The sequence below is a fragment of the Streptomyces hyderabadensis genome (assembly GCF_020404845.1).
Classification (GTDB): Bacteria; Actinomycetota; Actinomycetes; order Streptomycetales; family Streptomycetaceae; genus Streptomyces; species Streptomyces hyderabadensis.
Map to the genome: position 1 here is coordinate 110,501 of NZ_JAIOJZ010000007.1, position 21,501 is coordinate 132,001.

Genomic DNA, 21,501 nt, shown 5'->3' on the forward strand with positions numbered 1-21,501 from the left:
TGTCAGTCACGGGTGCCTCCGCGCATCCAGTCGGCGCCGAGCCGGGCCGTGAGCGCGCCCAGGGCGGCGCCCGCCGCGATGTCCGAGGGGTAGTGGACGCCGACGACCAGCCGGGAGGCGCACACCGCGGCGGCGAGCGGCCAGGCGGCCCGTACCCCGAGCGTGCCGGAGACGACGGCGGCCGCGGCGGCCGAGGTGGCGTGGGAGCTGGGGAAGGAGTGCCGGCCCGCGGTGCGCACCAGGGGGACGACGTGCGCGGGGCGGGGGCGGCGCACCACCCGCTTCACGCCCATGCTGACGACGTGGGCGCCGGCGGTGAGCGCGGTGCCGCGCAGCCAGGCCGTGCGCCGGGGTGCGTCCACGGCGGCCGCGGTGAGGCCCGCCGCGAGCCACAGCGCCCCGTGTTCCCCGGCCCAGGACAGGGCGCGCGCGGCGCCGGCCACGCGCGGGTCGGTTCCGCAGGCCCTGAGCGCGCTGACGATCCGGTGGTCCATGTCGTCGAGGTCGTCCATGTGGACTCACTGTCCACGCCCGCGGCACGGGAGGGCGGGCACACCGGAGCGACATACCATTAATCACCCGTTTCAGGGATGCTCCGAATGTTTTGGAACCAATCATTCACGCAGGGACGGACGGGGCGATACGGTCACCGCCATGTCTGCCGACACCGTGCGCGACACCGACTCGTACGCCGACTGGGGCACCGTCACCGGCTGGGGCCGTACGGCACCCACCGGGGCGCTCGTCGTCCGGCCGCGGACGTACGAGGAGGCGGCCGTCGCCGTCCGGGACTGCGGGGTCCGCGGCGGCATCGCGCGGGGGCTCGGACGGGCGTACGGGGACGCGGCGCAGAACGCCGGGGGTGCCGTGCTCGACATGACGGCGCTGGACCGGGTGCACGCCGTCGACGTCGCCGGCGGCACCGTGCTGTGCGACGCGGGGGTCTCCCTGCACCGGCTGATGGAGGTGCTGCTGCCGCTGGGCTGGTTCGTGCCGGTGACGCCCGGCACCCGGTACGTGACGGTCGGCGGGGCGATCGGCGCGGACATCCACGGCAAGAACCACCACGTGTCGGGGTCCTTCGCGCGGCACGTGCTCTCCCTGGAGCTGCTCACCGCCGACGGCCGGGTCCGCACCGTGGCCCCGGGCACGCCCCTGTTCGACGCGACCGCGGGCGGCATGGGTCTGACCGGGGTGATCCTCACCGCGACGCTGCGGCTGCAGCCGGTCGAGACGGCGCTGATGTCGGTGGACACCGAGCGGGCCGACGACCTGGACGACCTGATGGCCCGGCTCACCGCCACCGACCACCGCTACCGCTACTCGGTCGCCTGGATCGACCTCCTCGCGCGCGGCAGGGCGACCGGCCGCGCGGTGCTCACCCGCGGCGACCACGCCCCGCTGGACGCGCTGCCCGCCCGCTCCCGGGCCCGGCGCGCGCCGCTGGCCTTCCGCACCTCCCGGCTGCCCGCCACCCCCGACTTCCTGCCGGGCGGACTGCTCGGCCGGACCTCGGTGGGCCTGTTCAACGAGGTCTGGTACCGCAAGGCCCCCCGGTGCAGCCGCGGCCGGCTCCAGCGGATCTCCACCTTCTTCCACCCGCTGGACGGCGTCCCGCACTGGAACCGCGTCTACGGCCGCGGGGGCTTCGTGCAGTACCAGTTCGTCGTCGGACACGGCCGGGAGGAGGCCCTGCGCCGGATCGTGGGGCGCATCTCCGCCCGCCGCTGCCCCTCCTTCCTGGCCGTCCTCAAGCGCTTCGGCGCGGCCGACCCGGGCTGGCTCTCCTTCCCCGTCCCGGGCTGGACCCTCGCGCTGGACATCCCGGCGCGGCTGCCCGGGCTCGGCGCGTTCCTGGACGAGCTGGACGAGGAGGTCGCTCACGCGGGCGGCCGGGTCTACCTCGCCAAGGACTCCCGGCTGCGCCCGGAACTGCTCGCCGCGATGTACCCCCGCCTGGACGACTTCCGTGCCCTGCGCGCCGAGCTGGACCCGCGCGGGGTGTTCGTCTCCGACCTGGCCCGCCGCCTCGCCCTGTGACACCCCCGCCCGCACCGACCTGTCTGGAGCAGCCGTGAAGGACGCCTTCGGCCTCCCCCAGTCCCTCCTCGTCCTCGGCGGTACGTCCGAGATCGCGCTGGCCACCGTGCGCCGTCTGGTGGCCCGCCGCGCCCGTACGGTGTGGCTGGCCGGACGCCCCTCCCCCGCCCTGGAGGCGGCCGCCGAGCAGCTGCGCGGGCTCGGCGCCGAGGTGCGCACGGTCGCCTTCGACGCGCTGGAGCCCGAGTCCCACGAGGCGGCGCTCGGCAAGGTGTTCGCCGAGGGCGACATCGACCTGGTGCTGCTGGCCTTCGGCGTCCTGGGCGACCAGGCGCACGACGAGCGCGAGCCGCTGAACGCGGTGCGGGTCGCGCAGACCAACTACACCGGCGCGGTCTCGGCCGGGCTGGTCGCCGCCCGTTCACTGCAGGCGCAGGGGCACGGCTCGCTGGTGGTGCTCTCCTCCGTGGCCGGCGAGCGGGCCCGCCGCGCCAACTTCATCTACGGCTCCAGCAAGGCCGGCCTGGACGCCTTCGCGCAGGGCCTGGGCGACGCGCTGCACGGCACGGGCGTGCACGTCATGGTCGTACGGCCCGGGTTCGTGCGGTCGCGGATGACGGAGGGGATGGCCGAGGCGCCGCTCGCCACCACGCCCGAGGCGGTCGCCACGGCGATCGAGCTGGGGCTGCGGCGGCGCTCGGAGACGGTGTGGGTGCCGGGCGCGCTGCGGGTGGTGATGTCGGCGGTGCGGCACCTGCCCCGGACGGTGTTCCGGCGGCTGCCGGTGTGAGGCGCGGCCCCGGCGCATCCCGGCTGCCGGTGTGAGGCGCGCGGCCCCCGCTCTCCCCGGCTACCGGGTCGGCAGGGTGCCGCTCTCCACCCGCCCGGCCTGCGGGGGCACCGTGGCGCTGCCGAAGGGGAACTCGCGCAGCTTGCGCCAGACCGCGTCGGCGCCCTGCTCGTACAGCGCGAAGCCGGTGCAGGGCCACTGGGCCTCGTAGTCGGACAGCTCCTCGTAGGCGCGGTCCATCGCGGCCTCGTCGATGCCGTGCGCCACGGTGACGTGCGGGTGGTACGGGAACTGCAGTTCGCGGGGGACGGGGCCGGACGCGTCGCGCACCCGCTTCTGCAGCCAGGAGCAGGCCGCCGCGCCCTCGACCACCTGGACGAATACGACGGGCGAGAGCGGGCGGAAGGTGCCGGTGCCGGACAGTCGCATCGGGAAGGGCCGGCCGCGTGCCGCCACCTCCGCCAGGTGCGCCTCGATCGCGGGCAGCGCGCCGCCGTCGACCTCGGTCGGCGGCAGCAGGGTGACGTGCGTGGGGATGCCGTGAGCAGCGGCGTCGCCGAAGCCCGCGCGCAGCTGCTGGAGCTTGCTGCCGTGAGGCTCCGGGACCGCGATCGACACGCCGATCGTTACGGTCCCCACTTCGTCTCCTGTCGTTGTGTGTCCGTCGGCCGGACACCCGGATATCGACTGTACGGCCACCGCCGTGCCGTGGGCAGGCGCAACCGGAGTGATGTGCAGCGCTACGGCGGCGTGCCGGGGCGCACGGCCGGTGCCGGGGGCACCGCGGGGGGCGGCACCCCGGGCACCCTCGCGGATCAGTGCTTGGCGGGCAGGAAGCCCACCCTGTCGTACGCCCGGGCGAGGGTCTCGGCGGCCACGCTCCTGGCCTTCTCCGCGCCCTTGGCGAGGATCGCGTCGAGCGTCTCCGGGTCGTCCAGGTACTGCCGGGTCCGCTCCCGGAAGGGGGTGACGAACTCCACGACGGCGTCGGCGAGGTCGGTCTTCAGCGCGCCGTAGCCCTTGCCCTCGTACTTCTGCTCCAGCTCCGCGATCTCGGCACCGGTGAGGGTGGAGTAGATCGTCAGCAGGTTGCTGACGCCGGGCTTGTGCTCGCGGTCGAAGCGGACCACGGTGTCGGTGTCCGTGACCGCGCTCCTGACCTTCTTCGCGGTGGCCTTCGGCTCGTCGAGGAGGTTGATCAGGCCCTTCGGGGTGGCCGCCGACTTGCTCATCTTGGCGGTCGGCTCCTGAAGGTCGTAGATCTTCGCCGTCTCCTTGAGGATGTAGGCGCTCGGGACGGTGAAGGCGTCGCCGTAGGTCTGGTTGAAGCGGTCCGCGAGGTCGCGGGTCAGCTCCAGGTGCTGGCGCTGGTCCTCGCCGACGGGGACCTGGTCGGCCTGGTAGAGCAGGATGTCGGCGACCATCAGCATCGGGTAGGTGAACAGGCCGACGGTGGTGCGGTCGTTGCCCTGCTTGGCGGACTTGTCCTTGAACTGCGTCATCCGGGAGGCCTCGCCGAAGCCGGTGATGCAGTTCATCAGCCAGCCGAGCTGGGCGTGCTCGGGGACGTGGCTCTGCACGAACAGGGTGCAGCGGTCCGGGTCGAGGCCGGCCGCGAGGAGCTGGGCGGCGGCGACGCGGGTGTTCTCGCGCAGCTCCTTCGGGTCCTGCGGGACCGTGATCGCGTGCAGGTCGACGACCATGTAGAACGCGTCGTGGGTGTTCTGCATGTCGACCCACTGGCGGACGGCGCCGAGGTAGTTGCCGAGGTGGAACGAGCCGGAGGTCGGCTGGATACCGGAGAGCACGCGGGGACGTTCGTTGGCCATGCTCATCATTCTCTCAGGCCGCGGGGCGCGGTCGGGCACTGGTTCGGTACAGGGGGGATCCGTTCCGGGCCCGGGGGTGTAACAAGGGCGGGGACGGAGGGGGCGCGGCATGCGGTGGCGGGCGGGAGCGGGGGCGGCGCTGGCCGCGGTGCTGTGGGCGGGGGCGGCGGGGAGCGCGGCGGCGGACGGTGCGGCGCCCCTGGTGGACCCGGACGTGGCGGTGATCGTGTGGACCGGCACGGGCCGCACCACGTCCTGGCACGCGGGTGAGCGTGACTTCGACCGGCTGCGGAGCCTGCTCGCCCCGTCGCACTCGGGGACCGAACCGGTGCCGGAGGAGTGGACGCGGGACCGCCGTCCGCCGGTGCGGTTCACGGTGCTGTGGGGGCTGACCGGCGTCGGGGGCTGGCCGCAGACCCAGCGGGCGCCGGGCGGAGACGTGGCGATGCTGCGTCAGGACCAGCTGTTCCTGGCCGAGGACGGCACGCCGTGGGTGCGCAGCGATCCGGCGCCGGACGTGGCGGACGACGACATCCGCTGGCACCGGGTGCCCCGGGACACCTACGCGTGGCTGGCCGAGGAGGGTTTCTTCGCGCAGGACGGGGCCGCGGACATGCGAGAGGACGGCGGTCCGGACGGGGTGTGGTGGGCCGCCGCCGGGCTCGGGGCGGGTGTCGCGGGGACGCTGCTGGTGCGCCGCGCGGCGGACCGGTACCGGACCGGACCGCCGCGCGGGGGGCCGCGTCAGGAGCTGATCGACCTGTAGGGCCGCTGCCGGGCCCGAGCGGGCGTCAGCCGAGGTCGATCTCCGGGTACAGCGGGAAGCCGGCCACCAGGTCGGTCGCGCGGTGCGCGATCTCGTCGGCGACCTTCGCGTCGAGGACGTGGGAGGCCTTGGAGGGGGCGCCGGACTTGGTGGTGCCGGGCTCGGCCGTGGTCAGGACGCGGTCGATCAGGCCCGCGACCTCGTCCATCTCCGCCGTGCCGAGACCGCGCGTGGTCAGCGCCGGGGTGCCGATGCGGATGCCGGAGGTGTACCAGGCGCCGTTCGGGTCGGCGGGGATGGCGTTGCGGTTGGTGACGATGCCGGAGTCGAGGAGGGCGGCCTCGGCCTGGCGGCCGGTGAGGCCGTAGGAGGACGCCACGTCGATCAGGTTGAGGTGGTTGTCCGTGCCGCCGGTGACCAGGGTGGCGCCGCGCTTGGTCAGGCCCTCGGCGAGCGCGCGGGCGTTGTCGACGATCCGCTGGGCGTAGTCCTGGAAGGCGGGCTGCCGGGCCTCGGCGAGGGCGACGGCCTTGGCGGCCATGACGTGCGGGAGCGGACCGCCGAGGACCATCGGGCAGCCGCGGTCGACCTGGTCCTTGAGGGAGTCGTCGCACAGGACCATGCCGCCGCGCGGGCCGCGCAGCGACTTGTGGGTGGTCGTCGTGACGATCTGGGCGTGCGGGACCGGGTCGAAGTCGCCGGTGAGCACCTTGCCCGCGACCAGGCCCGCGAAGTGCGCCATGTCGACCATGAGGGTCGCGCCGACCTCGTCGGCGATCTCGCGCATGATCCGGAAGTTCACCAGCCGGGGGTACGCGGAGTAGCCCGCGACGATGATCAGCGGCTTGAACTCGCGGGCGGAGGCGCGCAGGGCCTCGTAGTCGATGAGGCCGGTGGCGGGGTCGGTGCCGTAGGAGCGCTGGTCGAACATCTTGCCGGAGATGTTCGGGCGGAAGCCGTGGGTGAGGTGGCCGCCGGCGTCCAGGGACATGCCGAGCATCCGCTGGTTGCCGAAGGCCTGCCGCAGCTCGGCCCAGTCGGCTTCGGTGAGGTCGTTGACCTGGCGGGCGCCGGTCTTCTCCAGGAACGGCGCCTCGACGCGGTCGGCGAGCACGGCCCAGAAGGCGACCAGGTTGGCGTCGATGCCGGAGTGCGGCTGGACGTAGGCGTGGCGGGCGCCGAACAGCTCGCGGGCGTGCTCGGCGGCCAGCGACTCGACGGTGTCGACGTTGCGGCAGCCGGCGTAGAAGCGGCGGCCGACGGTGCCCTCGGCGTACTTGTCGCTGAACCAGTTGCCCATCGCCAGGAGCGTGGCCGGGGAGGCGTAGTTCTCCGAGGCGATCAGCTTGAGCATCTCGCGCTGGTCGGCGACCTCCTGGCCGATGGCGTCGGCGACGCGGGGCTCGACGGTTCGGATGACGTCGAGCGCGGCGCGGTAGGCGGTGGACTCGGGGGAGAGCGGCTGCTCGGCGGGCATGGGGACCTCCGGACGTTGTGGTCAGCGTTCACGGTACGGACGGCCCAGGCGCACGGCACATGCTCTTCCCGGGCCGCTCCCCGATGGTTCGTCCCATCCCAGCGCGCCAGTCACGGCCCGGGGCCAGGTTACCGGGTGGGGCGGGGGCGTGCCGTGGGTGTCCGTGATGCGGAAGGCCCCCTCCTCAGAGGATCACGTGGGGCAGGAAGCGGGCGTACTCGTCCGTCACCAGGCCCGACGACTCCCTGATGCCCAGGCCCGCCGACTCGTTCTCCACCACCCAGGCGCCCAGGACGACGCGGTTGCCGTCGAAGTCGGGCAGCGGGGCCAGCTCCTGGTAGCAGCAGGGTTCCGGGCGCGGGGCCGGGTCGGTGCCGGGTTCGTGGATCGTGACGCCGGCGCCCTCCCGGCCCAGGAGGGGCTTGGCGACCCAGCCCGTGGTGGTCGCCAGCTCGCGCGGGCCGTCGAGGTGGGCGGGCAGCAGGTTGGGGTGGCCGGGGTACAGCTCCCAGAGGATGGCGAGGAGGGCCTTGTTGCTGAGCAGCATCTTCCAGGCGGGCTCGATCCACAGGGTGGTGCCGGTGCCGCCGCCGTTGTCGAGGGTGTCCAGGACGTGGCCGGCGAAGCGGTCGGTGGTGAGCCACTCCCAGGGGTAGAGCTTGAAGAGGCTGCGGATGAAGCGCAGCCTGTTGTCGACGAAGCGGCCGGAGAGGCGGTCCCAGCCGATCTCCTCCATGGAGATCCAGTCGGTGGCCAGGCCGGCCTGCTCGGCGGTCTCCTTGAGGTAGGCCACCGTCATGAGGTCCTCGCCGAGTTCGTCGTCCGAGGAGTGCGCGAAGTACAGCGGGTTGCCGGGCGGCAGCAGCGCGGCCTGCTTCCGCCAGGCCTCCACGAGCCGCTCGTGCAGGCTGTTCCACTGGTCGGCGCCGGGGAAGCGCTCCTCCATCCAGAACCACTGCGGGGACGCCGCCTCGACCAGGGAGGTCGGGGTGTCCGCGTTGTACTCCAGGAGCTTGGCGGGGCCGGTGCCGTCGTAGCGCAGGTCGAAGCGGGCGTAGACCGAGGGGAGTTCGGCGCGGCGGTGCCAGGCCTCGGTGACCGCGTGGACCACGCGCGGGTCGGTGATGCCGAGGTCGGCGAAGCGGTCCGCGGCGACGATGTGCCCGGCGGCGGCCAGGCACATGCGGTGCAGTTCCTCGACGACCTCCTCCAGCACCTCGACCTCGGGCAGGGAGAAGACGTAGTAGGCGCTCTCGTCCCAGTAGGGGCGCAGCGAGTCGTCGGGGTAGCGGGTCAGGGGGTAGATGAGCCCCTGTTCCTCGACGGTCTGCTGCCAGCCGGGGCGGGGGTCGGTGGTGCGGCGTTCCACGGCCCGGCCCTCAGCCGCCGCCGCTGCCGGAGCCCGAGCAGCCGAAGCCGCCCCGGTCGACGGCCTCGGACCGGCTGAAGGTGCCGGAGTCGGCCCAGCCGTTGCTCACGTCGGCGTCGTAGTACCAGTCGGCGTCGGCCACGGACCCGGACGAGCCCTTCTTCTTGCCGCCCTTGCCGTACGAGCCGCTCGACGAGCCGCCGGAGGAGCCGGACTTGCAGTTCTTGTCGGCGACGACCTTGTAGCCGTTGAGGTAGTCGTAGCTGTCGCGGTCCACGCAGCGGCGGTCGGGGTCCGAACCGCATGCGCTCAGGGCCGTCGCGAGCACTCCCATGCCGCCGAGCACCACGGTGCTCGACCGCAGCCGTCGCCGGGTCTTGGCCATGTCCCTGTCCCCCGTTGTCCGTGCCGTGTCCGTGCGGTTGTACGACAGTTGCGCCGGTCGAGTGTACGGCCCCCGCCGCCGGTGGACTTTACGGCAGCGCCCCGCACAGCGCGTCCAGGGCCCCCGCCCAGGCGTGGTCCGGCGGGGTGCCGTAGCCGACGACGAGGGCGTCCAGCGGGGGCGGGGAGGCGTCCGGGTGCCGGAACATGGACAGGCCGTGGACGGCGAGCCCGTGCCAGGCGGCGGCCCGGACGACCTGCTGCTCGGTGCCGGGCGGCAGGGGCAGGACGGCGTGCAGTCCGGCGGCGATGCCGGTGACGCGGACCGCGGGGGCGCGCTCGGCGAGGGCGGCGACCAGGGCGTCGCGGCGGCGCCGGTAGCGCAGGCGGGCGGACCGCACGTGCCGGTCGTAGTCGCCGGAGTCGAGGAACTGCGCGAGGGTCAGCTGGTCGAACACGCCCGGGGTGCGGCTCGCCAGGTCGTCCATGGCCTCCCCGACGAGGGACGGCGGCAGCGCCATCCAGCCCAGGCGCAGTCCGGGGGCCAGGGACTTGCTGGCGGTGCCCAGGTACACCACGCGGTCCGGGTCCAGTCCCTGGAGGGCGCCGACGGACTGGCGGTCGTAGCGGAACTCGCCGTCGTAGTCGTCCTCCAGGATCAGCCCGCCGGTGCGGTGCGCCCAGGCCACCACCGCCGCTCTGCGGTCGGGGTGCAGGGGGACGCCCGTCGGGAACTGGTGGGCGGGGGTCAGGAGCACGGCGCCCGCGTCCGTGAGCGCCACGGGGTCCGCGCCCCGCTCGTCGACGGGCAGCGGAACGGTCCGCAGACCGGCTCGGACGAGCAGGTCGCGGTGGACGTGGAGGCCGTACGACTCGACGGCCACGGTGTGCACGCCGCGCGCCCGCAGCACCCCGGCCAGCAGCACGAGGCCGTGCGCGACGCCGCCGCACACCAGCAGCGTCCCGGGGTCGGCGCGTACGCCCCGGGCCCGGGCGAGGTAGCCGGCCAGCGCGGCGCGCAGCTCGGGCCGGCCGCGGCCGTCGCCGTAGCCGAGGGCGTCGTGCGGAGCGGCGGCGACCGCGCGGCGGGCGGCCCGGAGCCAGGCGGCGCGCGGGAAGGAGGCGAGGTCGGGGGTGCCGGGGCGCAGGTCGTAGGCGGGCCGGGCGTGGCCCCCGGAACGCCGGGCCGAGGCGCGCGGCGGCGGGGCGGCGACGCGTTCGGCGACCCGGGTGCCCGAGCCCTGGCGCGCGGTGAGCCAGCCCTCGGCGACGAGGTCGGCGTAGGCGTCGGCGACGGTGTTGCGGGCGATGCCGAGGTCGGCGGCGAGGACGCGGGACGAGGGCAGCCGGATGCCGGGGCCCAGGCGGCCGGTGCGGACGGCCTCGCGCAGGGCGTCGGTGAGGCCGCGGCGCACACCCGGCCCGGCGGGTTGGTCCAGGTGCAGGTCGATGCCGAGAGTGGCCCAGGGTTTCGCCATGGAAATGGACCATACCGCTGGGCTGCTTCGTTCCTAGGGTCGAGGCATGACGACACACACCGATGACCCGAAGTCCCAGCAGCACGCCGCCGAGGTGCCCGTCCGGCTGAACTGGTCCCAGCACGCGCCCGAGGTCTACAAGGCGATGATGCGGCTGGAGACGGCCGCCAGGCGGGGGATGGACCCGACGCTGTACGAACTGGTCAAGATCCGCGCCTCGCAGCTCAACCACTGCGCCTTCTGCCTCGACATGCACACCAAGGACGCCCTCGCCGCCGGGGAGAGCGTGGGGCGGATCGTGCAGCTGGCCGCCTGGGAGGAGTCGCGGCACTTCTACACGGAGAAGGAGCTGGCGGCGATCGAGCTGACCGAGGCGGTCACCGTGCTGACCGACGGCTTCGTGCCGGACGAGGTCTACGACAAGGCCGCCAAGCACTTCGACGAGCCGGAGCTGGCGCAGCTGATCGCCGCGATCACGACGATCAACGCCTGGAACCGGTTCGGCGTGACCTGCCGGATGACGCCGGGCCACTACACGCCCGGACAGCACGCGTGACGGCGGCGCGCACCCGGCTCCTGGACCCGGAGGTCGGCCGGTCGCTGTCGGCGCTGAGCGCGGCGGCCAAGAAGGGGCTGGGCGACCCCGTGCTCGCCGAGCTGGTGATGATCCGCGCCTCACAGCTCAACCACTGCGCGTTCTGCCTGGACATGCACCTGACCCTGGCCCGCGAGAACGGGGTCGACGAGGACCGCCTCGGCCTGCTCGCCGCCTGGGAGGAGGCCGAGGACCGCTACGACGGGCGGCAGCGGGCCGCGCTCGCGCTGACCGAGGCGATGACCGTGCTGACCGACGGCTTCGTGCCGGACGAGGTGTACGACCGGGCCGCCAAGCACTTCGACGACGGCGAACTGGCCCACCTGATCGGGCTGATCACCGCCATCAACAGCTGGAACCGGCTGATGGTCGCCCGCAGGATCCCGCCGGGGGGTTACACACCGTGAGTCACGCCACCGTGTTCCGCGCCCTGCACCACGGGCGGGCCCCGGAGGACCCCCTCGTCCTGCCGGGTCCCTGGGACGCCGCGAGCGCCCGGGTCTTCGCGGCGGCCGGGTTCCCGGCGCTCGCGACACCGAGCGCCGGGGTGGCGGCCTCGCTCGGGTACGAGGACGGGCGGACCCCGGCCGACGAGATGTTCGCGGCCGTCGCGCGGATCGTGCGCGCCGTGGACGTCCCCGTGTCGGCGGACGTCGAGGGCGGCTACGGCCTGGCGCCGAAGGAGCTGGTGGAGCTGCTGCTGGCGGCGGGCGCCGTCGGCTGCAACGTGGAGGACTCCGCGGACGGAGTGCTCAAGGACCCGGCGGAACACGCCGAGTGGCTGGCCGGGGTGCGGGAGGAGGCCGGCGACCGGCTGTTCCTGAACGCCCGGATCGACACGTTCCTCCGGGGTGTCGACGATCCGGGGGCGGCGATCGGGCGGGCCGCCGCCTACGTCGCCGCGGGCGCCGACTGCGTGTACCCGATCGCCGCCCCCGTCGCCGTACTGCCGCTGCTGCGGGCCCGGATCCAGGGGCCGGTGAACGTGCTCGCGCGTCCCGGAGAGGGCCCCTCGCCCGCCGGACTCGGCGGACTCGGGGCCACCCGGATCACCTTCGGGCCGGGGCTCCAGCGGCAGGCCGAGCAGGCGGTGCGGGAGAGCGCACAACGGCTCGCGGGCCGGCTGCCGGGGTGAGGGTCAGGGCAGCCACTCCTTCCACACGGACTCGTGGCTGTCCACCCACTTCTCGGCCGCGACCTGGGGCCGCATCTTCTTCTCGGCGATCATCAGGGAGACCTGGTTCTGGTCCTCGGTCGTCCACTTGAAGTTCTTCAGGAACTCGGCCGCCTCGCCGCCGTTCTTCGCGAAGTCGGCGTTGAGGTACTTCTGCAGCGGGGTGACCGGGTAGGCGCAGTCGACCTTCGCCGGGTCGGCGTCGCAGCCCTCCTCGTACGGCGGCAGCTTCACCTCGGTCATCGGGACCTTCTCCATCAGCCACTGGGGGGTGTACCAGTAGCTCAGGAAGGGCTTCTTCTCCTTGGCGAACTGCTGCATCTGGGTGATCTGGGCGGCCTCGGAACCGGCGAAGACCACCTGGTAGTCCAGGTCCAGGTTCTTCACCAGGGCCTTGTCGTTGGTGACGTAGGACGGGGAGCCGTCCAGGAGCTGGCCCTTGCCGCCGCTCTCCGCGGTGCGCAGCAGGTCGGCGTACTTGTCGAGGTTCTTCCAGTTGGTGACGTCCGGGTGCTTCTTCGCGAAGTACGTCGGGACGAACCAGCCGATGTGCCCGGTGACGCCGAGGTCGCCGCCCGCGGCGATGGTCTTCTTGTCCTGGACGTAGCGCTGTTCCTGCTCGGGGTGGCCCCAGTCCTCCAGGATGGCGTCGACGCGGCCCTGGCTGAGCGCGTCCCAGGCGGGCACCTCGTCGACCTGGACGGTGTCGACGCGGTAGCCCAGCTCGTGCTCCAGCAGGTACTGGGCGACGGCCACGTTGGCCTGGGCGCCGACCCAGGACTGCACGGACAGGGTGACGGTCTTCGCGCCCTGGGCGTTCGCGAACGGGGATGCCTGCTTGGTCATGTCGGCGGCGCCGCAGCCGGTGGCCAGCACCAGCACGGCGGCGGCCGCCGTGATCCGCTTGCGGGACATCTCAGGCTCCCTTCTTCGAGCGGCGTTCAGTGGGCTGGGTGACCCGGTCGAGCATCAGGCCGAGGCAGACGATCGCGGCGCCCGCGACCAGGCCGGTCGCCAGGTCGCCCTGGGCGAGGCCGAAGACGACCTGGTAGCCGAGCGCGCCACCGCCGACCAGGCCGCCGATGATGACGACGGCGAGGACGAGTACGACGCCCTGGTTGACGGCGAGCAGCAGGGCCGGGCGGGCCAGCGGCAGCTGGACCTGGCGGAGCTGCTGGCCGCCGGTGGCGCCGAGCGAGCGGGCCGACTCCATGGCGGCCGGGTCGACCTGGCGCAGACCCTGGGCGGTGATGCGGACGACGGCGGGCAGGGCGTAGACGACCGCTGCCGCCACGGCGGGTGCGCGGCCCACTCCGAACAGGGCGACGACCGGGATCAGGTACACGAACTGCGGCATCGTCTGGAAGACGTCGAGGACGGGCCGCAGCAGCCGTTCGAAGCGGTCGCTGCGGGCGGCGGCGACACCGGTGGCGAAGCCGACGACCAGGGTCACGGCGACGGCGGCGAGCACCTGCGAGAGCGTGTCCAGGGACGGGTCCCACACGCCGAGCACGCCGATCGCGGCCATCGCGAGGACGGCGGTGAGCGCGGTGCGCCAGGTGCCGATCAGCCAGGCCAGGGCGGCGACGATCAGGAGCACGGACCACCAGGGCAGCCACTGGAGGCCGTCGCGCAGCGGGTTGAGGACCCAGCTGGTGAAGTGCGCGGCCCAGTCGGCGGTGCCGCCGACGACCGGGACGCCGGAGTAGAGGTGCGCGGTCATCCAGTCGACGGCCCGGTTGACGGGCTCGGCGATGTCCGCCTCCCATCCGTCGGGCCAGTCGAGGAAGCCGGCCAGGCGTCCGGCGAGCGCCACGGCCGCGGCGACGACCAGGGCGTACAGCCAGGTCACCGGGGACCTCCCGGCCTCGCCGAGCCGCTCCCCCGCCGCGCCGGTCACCCGGTCCAGGACGACGGCGAGCAGCACGATCGGGATGCCGGCCGCGAGGGCCGCGCCGACGTCGACGGAGGCGAGTGCCTGGTAGACGCGGTCGCCGAGGCCGCCGGCGCCGATGACGGAGGCGATGACGGCCATGGACAGCGCCATCATGATCGTCTGGTTGACGCCGAGGAGGAGTTCCTTGCGGGCCAGCGGGATACGGGCGGTCAGCAGGCGCTGGCGGGCGGTGGTGCCGAGGGACTCGACGGCCTCCAGCACCTCCTTGTCCGCGCCGCGCAGGCCCAGCGAGGTGAGCCGGGCCATCGGCGGGGCGGCGTAGACGACGGTGGCCAGGACGGCGGCGGGGACGCCGATGCCGAAGACCAGGACGACGGGGAGCAGGTAGGCGAAGGCGGGCAGCACCTGCATGGTGTCGAGCACCGGACGCAGGACGCGGTCCATCCGGTCGGACAGGCCCGCGGCGAGGCCCAGCACGGCGCCGACGACGACGGAGGCGAGGACGGCGACGACCATGAGCGCGAGCGTCTGCATGGTCGGCACCCACATGCCGAGCAGGCCGCAGGCCAGGAACGCGGCGGCGGTGCCCGCGGCCAGCTTCACGCCGGCCACCCGCCAGGCGACCAGGGCGCCGATCGCGGTGACCCCGGCCCAGCCGACGGCGAGGAGGGCGAGGTACACGGCGCGGACGGCGATGACGACCGCGTTGCTGACGTGGCCGAAGAAGTAGAGGAACAGGGGGTGGCTGTCGCGGTTGTCGATGATCCAGTCGCTGGCCTTGCCGAGGGGTTCGGAGACGTCGACGGTGAGGGGGGTGGGCCAGGTGGTGCCGGGCCACTGGGTGACGGCTATGGGGATGAGGATCGCGGCCAGTGCCGCCAGGGTGAGGAGCTTGCGGGTCGCGGGGTGGGTGAGGATGCCCGGCGGGGCGGCTTTCTGCGACGTCGGTGCGGTGATCGTTGCCATCAGACCGGCTCCTCGGTCGTGGCGGGGGGCGGGGTGGTCGGCTTGCGGCGCCTGTCCGGTGCCTCCCCCACGCTCGGCTTCGCTCGCGCGGGGGGACCCCCATCGCCCACCCGTGCCGCCCCCGCGGCACGACTGCCCGCAGCTGGGTCACGACTGCCCGCAGCTGGGTCGGCTGTGCCTGCTACCACTGACAGGAGGTCGGTCGCGTCTACCACGCCCAGGCAGCGGCCGTCGGTCATCACCCGGGCCGGGGAGCCTGCCCTCGCCACCGCTTCTATGGCCTCCGAGACCGTGGCCTCGGGGCGGATCGCCGGGCCCGTGCCCGCCTCGTCGGCGGACGCGGCGGGGCGCATCGCCGTGCGGACGGTGAGGACCTGTTCGCGCGGGACGTCGCGGACGAACTCGCGGACGTAGTCGTCGGCGGGCGAGCCGACGATCTCCTCCGGGGTGCCGAGCTGCACCACGCGGCCGTCGCGCATCAGGGCGATGCGGTCACCGAGCTTGAGGGCTTCCTGGAGGTCGTGGGTGATGAAGACCATCGTGCGGCCCTCCTCGCGGTGCAGCCGGACGACCTCCTCCTGCATGTCCCGCCGGATCAGCGGGTCCAGCGCGCTGAACGGCTCGTCGAACAGCAGTACTTCGGGGTCGACGGCGAGCGCCCGGGCGAGGCCGACGCGCTGGCGCTGGCCGCCGGAGAGCTGGCCGGGGCGGCGCTGCTCCAGGCCCTCCAGACCGACCTTGGCGACGATCGCGGCGGCGCGCTCGCGGCGCTCGGCGCGGCCCACGCCCTGGACCTCCAGGCCGTAGGCGACGTTGTCCAGGACCGTGCGGTGCGGCAGCAGGCCGAAGTGCTGGAAGACCATCGCGGCGCGGTGGCGGCGCAGTGCGCGCAGCCGGGACCTGTCCATCGCGCGGACGTCCTCGCCGTCGATGGCGATGGTCCCGGCCGTCGGCTCGACGAGGCGGGTCAGGCAGCGTACGAGGGTGGACTTGCCGGAGCCGGACAGGCCCATGACGACGAAGACCTCGCCCTTGCGCACGTCGAAGGAGACGTCGGCGACGGCGGCGGTGCAGCCGGTGCGCGAGCGCAGCTCGGCCGGGCTCAGGGCGGCGAGGTCCGGGTCGGCGGGGACGCGGGCGGCCTTGGGTCCAAAGACCTTCCACAGGCCGTCGACGGAGAAGACCGGGGGACGCTCGGCCACGGTGTCGGTGGCGGCGGCGGTGGTGTTCCCGGTGGTCGCGTTCATCGGGCGTCACCGCCGATCAGCTCGACGGCGCGCTCGCCGACCATGAGGACGCCGATCATCGGGTTGACCGCGGGCATGGTCGGGAAGACGGAGGCGTCGGCGATGCGGATGCCCTCCAGGCCGCGGATGCGCAGCTCGGGGTCGACGACGGCCGTCTCGTCGGTGGCGGCGCCCATCTTGCAGGTGCCCGCCGGGTGGTAGACGGTGTGGGCGACCTTGCGGGCGTACTCGCTCAGCTCCTCGTCGCCGGTGACCTCCGGGCCGGGGCAGACCTCGCGCTTGAGCCAGCCCGCCAGCGGCTGGGACTTGGCGATCTCGCGGGCTATGCGGATGCCGTCGACGAGGGTGCGGCCGTCGTAGTCGTCCTCGTCGGTGAAGTAGCGGAAGTCCAGGGCGGGCTTCACGGACGGGTCGGCGCTGGTGAGGCGGAGGCGGCCGCGGGACTTCGGCTTGGGGATGTTCGGGGTCATGGAGACGCCGAACTCGGGGCGCTGGTAGCCGAGGCGCTCCGGGTTGTCCGTGAACGGGATCTGGTAGAAGTGGAACATCAGGTCGGGGCCCGCGTGTTCGGGGTCGCGGCGCACGAACAGACCGGCGTCGGAGTCCATCGCGGAGTTGTCCGGGATGGGCCCGTTGGTCTCCCACACGATCACCGACTCGGGGTGGTCGAGCAGGTTCTCGCCGACGCCGGGCAGGTCGTGCGCCACGGGTATGCCGAGCGCTTCGAGGTCCTCGCGGGGGCCGATGCCCGAGTGCAGCAGCAGGCGCGGGGAGTCGACTGCGCCGGCGCACAGGACGACCTCGCCCCGGGCCTTGACGAGGATCTCCTCGCCGTCCTTGGTGCGCACGTGGACGCCCTCGGCGCGGGTGCCGTCCAGTTCGAGCCGGTACGCCCAGGTCTCCAGCATGAGCGTGAGGTTGGCGCGCTCGTCCATCACGGGGTGCAGGTACGCCACCGACGCCGAGGAGCGCTTGTTGTTCTCGGGGTGGTAGGCGAGGTCGAAGAAGCCGACGCCCTCGGTGAACGGCTTCTTGTTGAAGCCCTCGATCCGGGGGACCTCCAGGGTCTTCTGCGCGGAGTCGACGAAGTCGCGGGCAATGGCGTTCCGGTCCTTCTCGTCGACCGGGACGATGTTGTTCTTCAGCCGGGCGAAGTACGCCTCCATCTGGACCGCGCCCCAGCCCTTGGCACCCGCCGCCTCCCACTCGTCCCAGTCGGACGGCAGTGGCTTGAAGGCGATGAGGGTGTTGTGCGAGGAGCAGCCGCCGAGGACGCGGGCGCGGCTGTGCCGGATGTGCGAGTTGCCGCGCGGCTGCTCGGTGGTGGGGTAGTCGTAGTCCAGTTCGCCGCCGAGCAGGCCCATCCAGCGGCGCAGGGTCAGCACGTCCTCGCGGCCGACGTCGCTGGGGCCGCCCTCGATGACGGCGACGGTGACGTCCGGGTTCTCGGTGAGGCGGGAGGCGATCACCGAGCCCGCGGTGCCGCCGCCGATGACGACGTAGTCGTAGACCTGGGTGGTTTCGGACATGGGGGTACTCCAGAGGGGGGTGGGGACGAGGTGCGACGGGAGTGAACGGGAACCGCTGCGGGTGCGGCAGGAGGGTCAGCCGGCGAACCAGCGGACGGGCTTCGGCGCGAGGTTCTGGTAGACGTGCTTGCTCTCGCGGTACTCGGCCAGGCCGGCGGGCCCGAGTTCGCGGCCGACGCCGCTCTTGCCGAAGCCGCCCCACTCCGCCTGCGGCAGGTAGGGGTGGAAGTCGTTGATCCAGACGGTGCCGTGCCGCAGCCGGCCCGCGACCCGGCGGGCCCGTCCCGCGTCGGCGGTCCAGACGGCACCGGCCAGACCGTACTCGGTGTCGTTGGCGAGGGCTACGGCCTCGTCCTCGGTCCGGAAGGTCTCGACGGTGAGGACCGGCCCGAAGACCTCCTCCCGCACCACCCGCATCTCGCGGTGGCAGTGGTCGAGGACGGTCGGCTCGTAGAAGTAGCCGCTCTCGGGCCGCTGGGGCGACGGCTCGGGGCGCTTGCCGCCGCAGCGCAGTTCGGCGCCCTCGGCGAGGGCGGAGGCGACGTAGTCCTCGGTCTTGGCGCGCTGCTGCGCGGAGACGAGGGGGCCGCACTCGACGCCGTCCTCGGTGCCGCGGCCGAGACGGATCTTGCGGGCGCGGCGGGCGAGTTCGGCGACGAAGCGCTCGCGGACCGACTCCTCGACGATGAGGCGGCCGCCCGCGGAGCAGACCTGGCCGCTGTGGATGAAGGCGGCGTTGAGGGCCTGGTCGACGGCGGTGTCGAAGCCCTCCTCGGTCTCGCAGGCGTCGGCGAAGACGACGTTGGGGTTCTTGCCGCCGAGTTCGAGGGCGACCTTCTTGACGGTGGCGGCGGCGGCCTGGGCGACCTTGGTGCCGCTGGTCAGGCCGCCGGTGAAGGAGACCAGGTCGACGTCGGGGTGCTCGGCGAGCCGGGCGCCGACGGTGTGTCCCGGGCCGGTGACGATGTTCGCGACACCGGCGGGGAGTCCGGCCTCGACGAGCAGGTCGATCAGGGCGATCGTGGTGAGCGGGGTGATTTCGCTGGGCTTGATCACGAAGGTGTTGCCGGCGGCGAGCGCCGGGGCGATCTTCCAACTGGCCTGCAGGAGCGGGTAGTTCCAGGGCGTGATCATCGCGCAGACGCCGACCGGTTCGTGCACGACGACGCTGTGGACGTCGGCCGAGCCCGCGTCGACGACCCGGCCGGGGGCCTCGCCGGCGACCAGGTCCGCGAAGTACCGGAAGGCGTCGGCCACGCAGTCGATGTCGACGCGGCCCTCCTCGACGGTCTTGCCCGCGTCACGGCTCTCCAGCAGGCCGAGTTCCTCGCGGTCGCGCACGAGGAGTCCGGCGACCCGGCGCAGCAGGGCGGCGCGTTCGGCGACCGGGGTGTGCGGCCACTCGCCCGTGTCGAAGGCCCGCCGGGCGGCGGCCACCGCGAGGTCGGTGTCCTTCTCGTCGCCCTCCGCGACCACGGTGAACGGCAGGGCGTCCGCGGGATCGAGGATCTCGCGGGTGGCGCCGGAGGACGCCGCGAGCCACTCGCCGCCCGCGTGGATGGTCCGGTGGGCCCGCTCGGTCCGGGTTTCCGTTCTGTTCGCCATGCTGGGATGTGCCTTCCGTTCCTGGTCAACGCCCCTGCGTCACACGCATGTCACTCTCGGGGACCGTGAGCCCCTGCCCCACTGCCCCGTATGCATGCCGATTCGGTCATCGAAAGTGCGGCGCATCACTGAGGAAGGGTGCGAAAGGGGTGAAGCGGAGTTTCTTTGACCCAAGTCAAGCAATAACCTAGGAGTATGGAGTCGGTATCGGAAGACGTCGCGGCTCTGCGGAGCTTCAACCGCTACTTCACGCGCCGCATCGGCGCCCTGGACGAGCGCTATCTCGGCCAGGACCGGCCGCTCGGCGAGGCCCGGCTGCTCTTCGAGATCGCCGGGAGCCGCTCCGGAGTGCCGCTGCGGGACCTGCGCACCCGCCTGGGCCTGGACGCCGGATACCTGAGCCGGATGGTGAAGGCCCTGGAGGCGCAGGGCATGGTCCGGCTGGGCACGCACCCGGACGACAGCCGGATGCGCACGGTCGAGGTCACCGACGCCGGACGCGCCGAGGTCGCGGAGCAGAACCGCCGGGCCGACGCGCTGGTCTCCGGGCTGCTGCGGGGGCTGGCCCCGGACCAGCGCCGGAGCCTGTCCGACGCCGTGGCCACCGCCCGGCGCCTGCTGCGGCTGGCCGCCCTCACGGTCGTACCGGTCGACGCCCGCACCCCGGACGCCCGCGCCTGCCTGGACGCCTACGCCGCCGACCTGGACGCGCGCTTCCCCGAGGGCTTCGACCCGGCCGACCTCGTGGGACCCGAGGAGGTGTCGGGGGACGCCGGGGTGTTCCTCGTGGCGTACGAGGAGGGGCGGCCGGTGGGCTGCGGTGCGCTGCGGCGTACGGAGCCCGGGGTCGGCGAGGTGAAGCACGTGTGGGTGCACGCCGACGCCCGGCGGCTGGGGCTGGCCCGGCGGCTGCTCGCCGCGCTGGAGGCCGAGGCCGTCGACCGGGGCCTGACCGTCGTACGGCTCGACACGCACCCCGCGCTCACCGAGGCGCGGGCGATGTACGAACGGGCCGGTTACACCGAGATCCCGGCGTACTCCGACCACGTGTACGCCGGGCACTGGTTCGAGAAGCGGCTGCCCCGGGGCTGACACCGGCACGGCAGCCCCGGGAGCCCGGCAACGGGCACGGGCCCCGTCCCCGCCGGAGCGGGGAACGGGGCCCGTGCGGGCGTCGCGGGCGGGCTCAGATGAGGCCGAGACCGCGGACCGCCTCGCGCTCCTCCGACAGCTCCTTGACGGAGGCGTCGATGCGGGCGCGGGAGAAGTCGTTGATCTCCAGGCCCTGGACGATCTCGTACGAGCCGTCCTTCGTGGTGACCGGGAAGGAGGAGATGATGCCCTCCGGGACGCCGTAGGAGCCGTCCGACGGGATGCCCATGGAGGTCCAGTCGCCCTCGGCGGTGCCGTTGACCCACGTGTACACGTGGTCGATGGCGGCGTTGGCGGCGGAGGCGGCCGAGGAGGCGCCGCGGGCCTCGATGATGGCGGCGCCGCGCTTGGCGACGGTCGGGATGAACTCGTCGGCCAGCCACTTCTCGTCGTTGACGGTCTCGGCGGCGTTCTTGCCGGCGATCGTGGCGTGGAAGATGTCCGGGTACTGGGTGGCGGAGTGGTTGCCCCAGATGGTCAGGCGCTTGATGTCGGCGACCGTCGAGCCCGTCTTCTTCGCGAGCTGGGTCAGCGCGCGGTTGTGGTCCAGACGGGTCATCGCGGTGAAGCGCTCGGCCGGTACGTCCGGGGCGGCGGCCTGGGCGATCAGGGCGTTGGTGTTGGCCGGGTTGCCGACCACGAGGACCTTGATGTCGTCCGCGGCGTGGTCGTTGATGGCCTTGCCCTGCGGCTTGAAGATGCCGCCGTTGGCCTCCAGCAGGTCGCCGCGCTCCATGCCCTTGGTGCGGGGGCGGGCGCCGACGAGGAGGGCGACGTTGGCGCCGTCGAAGGCGACGTTCGGGTCGTCGGTGATCTCGATGCCCTGGAGGAGCGGGAACGCGCAGTCGTCCAGCTCCATCGCGGTGCCCTCGGCGGCCTTGAGCGCCGGAGTGATCTCCAGGAGGCGCAGCTTGACCGGCACGTCCGCGCCGAGCAGCTGGCCGGAGGCGATGCGGAAGAGCAGGGCGTAACCGATCTGGCCGGCCGCGCCGGTGACGGTGACGTTCACGGGAGTGCGGGTCATGGCGTTCTCCGTATGACAGCTGGCGGGTGGGGCGTCCCGGCCCCGGGCGTTTGATCGATCTCTTGGTATCAAGAGATCCATCCAGCCGTCAGGCTATCGCGCCCGTGGTGTCCGGCACGTCCGGGTCGGTGTGGCCCGGCCCACAGGACTTGCCCCGCGGGGTGCGCGGCGCAGGCGAG

General features: G+C 73.2%; 20 protein-coding genes and 1 riboswitch. Of the genes, 7 read left to right on the forward strand and 13 right to left on the reverse strand.

The annotated features are described in order from the left end of the window. Nucleotides 1-2: 2 nt before the first annotated feature. Nucleotides 3-512, reverse strand: a complete 510-nt coding sequence (locus K7854_RS08260; protein ID WP_226025714.1) for a phosphatase PAP2 family protein — start codon at nt 510-512, stop codon at nt 3-5. A 142-nt stretch (nt 513-654) separates the two neighbouring features. Between K7854_RS08260 and dprE1 the strand changes: the two genes are divergently transcribed. Together dprE1 and dprE2 are read left to right on the forward strand one after the other, a co-directional pair. Beyond that, the gene (gene dprE1 / locus K7854_RS08265) at nt 655-2,040 is read left to right on the forward strand and encodes a decaprenylphosphoryl-beta-D-ribose oxidase (RefSeq protein ID WP_226025715.1); all 1,386 of its coding nucleotides are present in this window, start codon (nt 655-657) and stop codon (nt 2,038-2,040) included. Between the two features lie 34 nt (nt 2,041-2,074). Continuing rightward, on the forward strand, nt 2,075-2,830 hold the full coding sequence (gene dprE2 / locus K7854_RS08270; protein ID WP_226025716.1) for a decaprenylphospho-beta-D-erythro-pentofuranosid-2-ulose 2-reductase: 756 nt from the start codon (nt 2,075-2,077) through the stop codon (nt 2,828-2,830). A 60-nt stretch (nt 2,831-2,890) separates the two neighbouring features. Here the strand turns inward: dprE2 and K7854_RS08275 are convergent, their stop codons facing one another. Then, nucleotides 2,891-3,469, reverse strand: coding sequence for a 2'-5' RNA ligase family protein (locus K7854_RS08275; protein WP_226025717.1), 579 nt, complete (start codon nt 3,467-3,469; stop codon nt 2,891-2,893). Between the two features lie 176 nt (nt 3,470-3,645). Next, entirely contained in the window at nt 3,646-4,665 is a 1,020-nt protein-coding gene (gene trpS / locus K7854_RS08280) for a tryptophan--tRNA ligase (protein WP_226025777.1), read from the reverse strand. A gap of 103 nt (nt 4,666-4,768) precedes the next feature. Between trpS and K7854_RS08285 the strand changes: the two genes are divergently transcribed. Then, nucleotides 4,769-5,425, forward strand: coding sequence for a hypothetical protein (locus tag K7854_RS08285; RefSeq protein ID WP_226025718.1), 657 nt, complete (start codon nt 4,769-4,771; stop codon nt 5,423-5,425). Nucleotides 5,426-5,450: 25 nt separating this feature from the next. On the opposite strand, the gene K7854_RS08290 is transcribed toward K7854_RS08285, so the two are convergent. From K7854_RS08290 to pdxR, 4 genes are all read right to left on the reverse strand, one after another. Then, nucleotides 5,451-6,902, reverse strand: a complete 1,452-nt coding sequence (locus K7854_RS08290; RefSeq protein WP_226025719.1) for a glycine hydroxymethyltransferase — start codon at nt 6,900-6,902, stop codon at nt 5,451-5,453. Between the two features lie 35 nt (nt 6,903-6,937). Next, nucleotides 6,938-7,026: riboswitch (ZMP/ZTP riboswitch) on the reverse strand. 60 nt (nt 7,027-7,086) lie between these two features. Next, complete coding sequence (locus K7854_RS08295; RefSeq protein WP_226025720.1) at nt 7,087-8,271, reverse strand: glutathionylspermidine synthase family protein; 1,185 nt, start codon at nt 8,269-8,271, stop codon at nt 7,087-7,089. Nucleotides 8,272-8,281: 10 nt separating this feature from the next. After that, a complete protein-coding gene (locus tag K7854_RS08300; RefSeq protein WP_226025721.1) occupies nt 8,282-8,656 on the reverse strand; it encodes a hypothetical protein in 375 nt (124 codons plus the stop codon). Nucleotides 8,657-8,744: 88 nt separating this feature from the next. Next, nucleotides 8,745-10,133, reverse strand: a complete 1,389-nt coding sequence (gene pdxR, locus K7854_RS08305) for a MocR-like pyridoxine biosynthesis transcription factor PdxR (protein ID WP_226025722.1) — start codon at nt 10,131-10,133, stop codon at nt 8,745-8,747. 46 nt (nt 10,134-10,179) lie between these two features. Between pdxR and K7854_RS08310 the strand changes: the two genes are divergently transcribed. Genes K7854_RS08310 through K7854_RS08320 form a run of 3 tightly spaced genes read left to right on the forward strand, consistent with a single transcriptional unit; the run spans nt 10,180 to nt 11,863 of the window. Further along, nucleotides 10,180-10,689, forward strand: coding sequence for a carboxymuconolactone decarboxylase family protein (locus K7854_RS08310; protein ID WP_226025723.1), 510 nt, complete (start codon nt 10,180-10,182; stop codon nt 10,687-10,689). Beyond that, nucleotides 10,686-11,135 carry a carboxymuconolactone decarboxylase family protein gene (locus tag K7854_RS08315; RefSeq protein WP_226025724.1) on the forward strand — a complete coding sequence of 150 codons (450 nt, stop codon included), beginning with the start codon at nt 10,686-10,688 and terminating at the stop codon, nt 11,133-11,135. Before K7854_RS08310 ends, K7854_RS08315 begins: the two co-directional genes overlap by 4 nt. Further along, complete coding sequence (locus K7854_RS08320; protein ID WP_226025725.1) at nt 11,132-11,863, forward strand: isocitrate lyase/PEP mutase family protein; 732 nt, start codon at nt 11,132-11,134, stop codon at nt 11,861-11,863. The genes K7854_RS08315 and K7854_RS08320 overlap by 4 nt, the downstream gene beginning before the upstream one ends. 3 nt (nt 11,864-11,866) lie before the next feature. Here K7854_RS08320 and K7854_RS08325 read toward each other — a convergent pair whose 3' ends face one another. The 5 genes from K7854_RS08325 to K7854_RS08345 form a co-directional block, all read right to left on the reverse strand. Further along, the gene (locus K7854_RS08325; RefSeq protein ID WP_226025726.1) at nt 11,867-12,817 is read right to left on the reverse strand and encodes an ABC transporter substrate-binding protein; all 951 of its coding nucleotides are present in this window, start codon (nt 12,815-12,817) and stop codon (nt 11,867-11,869) included. Nucleotide 12,818: 1 nt separating this feature from the next. Continuing rightward, complete coding sequence (locus tag K7854_RS08330; protein WP_226025727.1) at nt 12,819-14,765, reverse strand: ABC transporter permease; 1,947 nt, start codon at nt 14,763-14,765, stop codon at nt 12,819-12,821. After that, the gene (locus tag K7854_RS08335; protein WP_226025728.1) at nt 14,765-16,012 is read right to left on the reverse strand and encodes a quaternary amine ABC transporter ATP-binding protein; all 1,248 of its coding nucleotides are present in this window, start codon (nt 16,010-16,012) and stop codon (nt 14,765-14,767) included. The genes K7854_RS08330 and K7854_RS08335 overlap by 1 nt, the downstream gene beginning before the upstream one ends. Further along, nucleotides 16,009-17,541, reverse strand: a complete 1,533-nt coding sequence (locus K7854_RS08340) for a GMC family oxidoreductase (protein WP_226025729.1) — start codon at nt 17,539-17,541, stop codon at nt 16,009-16,011. Before K7854_RS08340 ends, K7854_RS08335 begins: the two co-directional genes overlap by 4 nt. 75 nt (nt 17,542-17,616) lie before the next feature. Continuing rightward, on the reverse strand, nt 17,617-19,146 hold the full coding sequence (locus K7854_RS08345; protein WP_226025730.1) for an aldehyde dehydrogenase family protein: 1,530 nt from the start codon (nt 19,144-19,146) through the stop codon (nt 17,617-17,619). 195 nt (nt 19,147-19,341) lie between these two features. Here K7854_RS08345 and K7854_RS08350 point away from each other — a divergent pair, with 195 nt between their 5' ends. Then, nucleotides 19,342-20,238, forward strand: a complete 897-nt coding sequence (locus K7854_RS08350; RefSeq protein WP_226025731.1) for a MarR family winged helix-turn-helix transcriptional regulator — start codon at nt 19,342-19,344, stop codon at nt 20,236-20,238. 94 nt (nt 20,239-20,332) lie between these two features. Here K7854_RS08350 and K7854_RS08355 read toward each other — a convergent pair whose 3' ends face one another. Then, the gene (locus K7854_RS08355; RefSeq protein ID WP_102932227.1) at nt 20,333-21,322 is read right to left on the reverse strand and encodes a malate dehydrogenase; all 990 of its coding nucleotides are present in this window, start codon (nt 21,320-21,322) and stop codon (nt 20,333-20,335) included. Nucleotides 21,323-21,501: the final 179 nt, after the last annotated feature.

Coding starts and splice junctions, on each gene's coding strand:
- K7854_RS08260 (WP_226025714.1), bottom strand. CDS start 512: ATGGACGACCTCGACGACATGGACCACCGGATCGTCAGCGCGCTCAGG.
- dprE1 (WP_226025715.1), top strand. CDS start 655: ATGTCTGCCGACACCGTGCGCGACACCGACTCGTACGCCGACTGGGGC.
- trpS (WP_226025777.1), bottom strand. CDS start 4,665: ATGAGCATGGCCAACGAACGTCCCCGCGTGCTCTCCGGTATCCAGCCG.
- K7854_RS08285 (WP_226025718.1), top strand. CDS start 4,769: ATGCGGTGGCGGGCGGGAGCGGGGGCGGCGCTGGCCGCGGTGCTGTGG.
- K7854_RS08290 (WP_226025719.1), bottom strand. CDS start 6,902: ATGCCCGCCGAGCAGCCGCTCTCCCCCGAGTCCACCGCCTACCGCGCC.
- K7854_RS08300 (WP_226025721.1), bottom strand. CDS start 8,656: ATGGCCAAGACCCGGCGACGGCTGCGGTCGAGCACCGTGGTGCTCGGC.
- pdxR (WP_226025722.1), bottom strand. CDS start 10,133: ATGGCGAAACCCTGGGCCACTCTCGGCATCGACCTGCACCTGGACCAA.
- K7854_RS08310 (WP_226025723.1), top strand. CDS start 10,180: ATGACGACACACACCGATGACCCGAAGTCCCAGCAGCACGCCGCCGAG.
- K7854_RS08325 (WP_226025726.1), bottom strand. CDS start 12,817: ATGTCCCGCAAGCGGATCACGGCGGCCGCCGCCGTGCTGGTGCTGGCC.
- K7854_RS08330 (WP_226025727.1), bottom strand. CDS start 14,765: ATGGCAACGATCACCGCACCGACGTCGCAGAAAGCCGCCCCGCCGGGC.
- K7854_RS08335 (WP_226025728.1), bottom strand. CDS start 16,012: ATGAACGCGACCACCGGGAACACCACCGCCGCCGCCACCGACACCGTG.
- K7854_RS08340 (WP_226025729.1), bottom strand. CDS start 17,541: ATGTCCGAAACCACCCAGGTCTACGACTACGTCGTCATCGGCGGCGGC.
- K7854_RS08345 (WP_226025730.1), bottom strand. CDS start 19,146: ATGGCGAACAGAACGGAAACCCGGACCGAGCGGGCCCACCGGACCATC.
- K7854_RS08350 (WP_226025731.1), top strand. CDS start 19,342: ATGGAGTCGGTATCGGAAGACGTCGCGGCTCTGCGGAGCTTCAACCGC.
- K7854_RS08355 (WP_102932227.1), bottom strand. CDS start 21,322: ATGACCCGCACTCCCGTGAACGTCACCGTCACCGGCGCGGCCGGCCAG.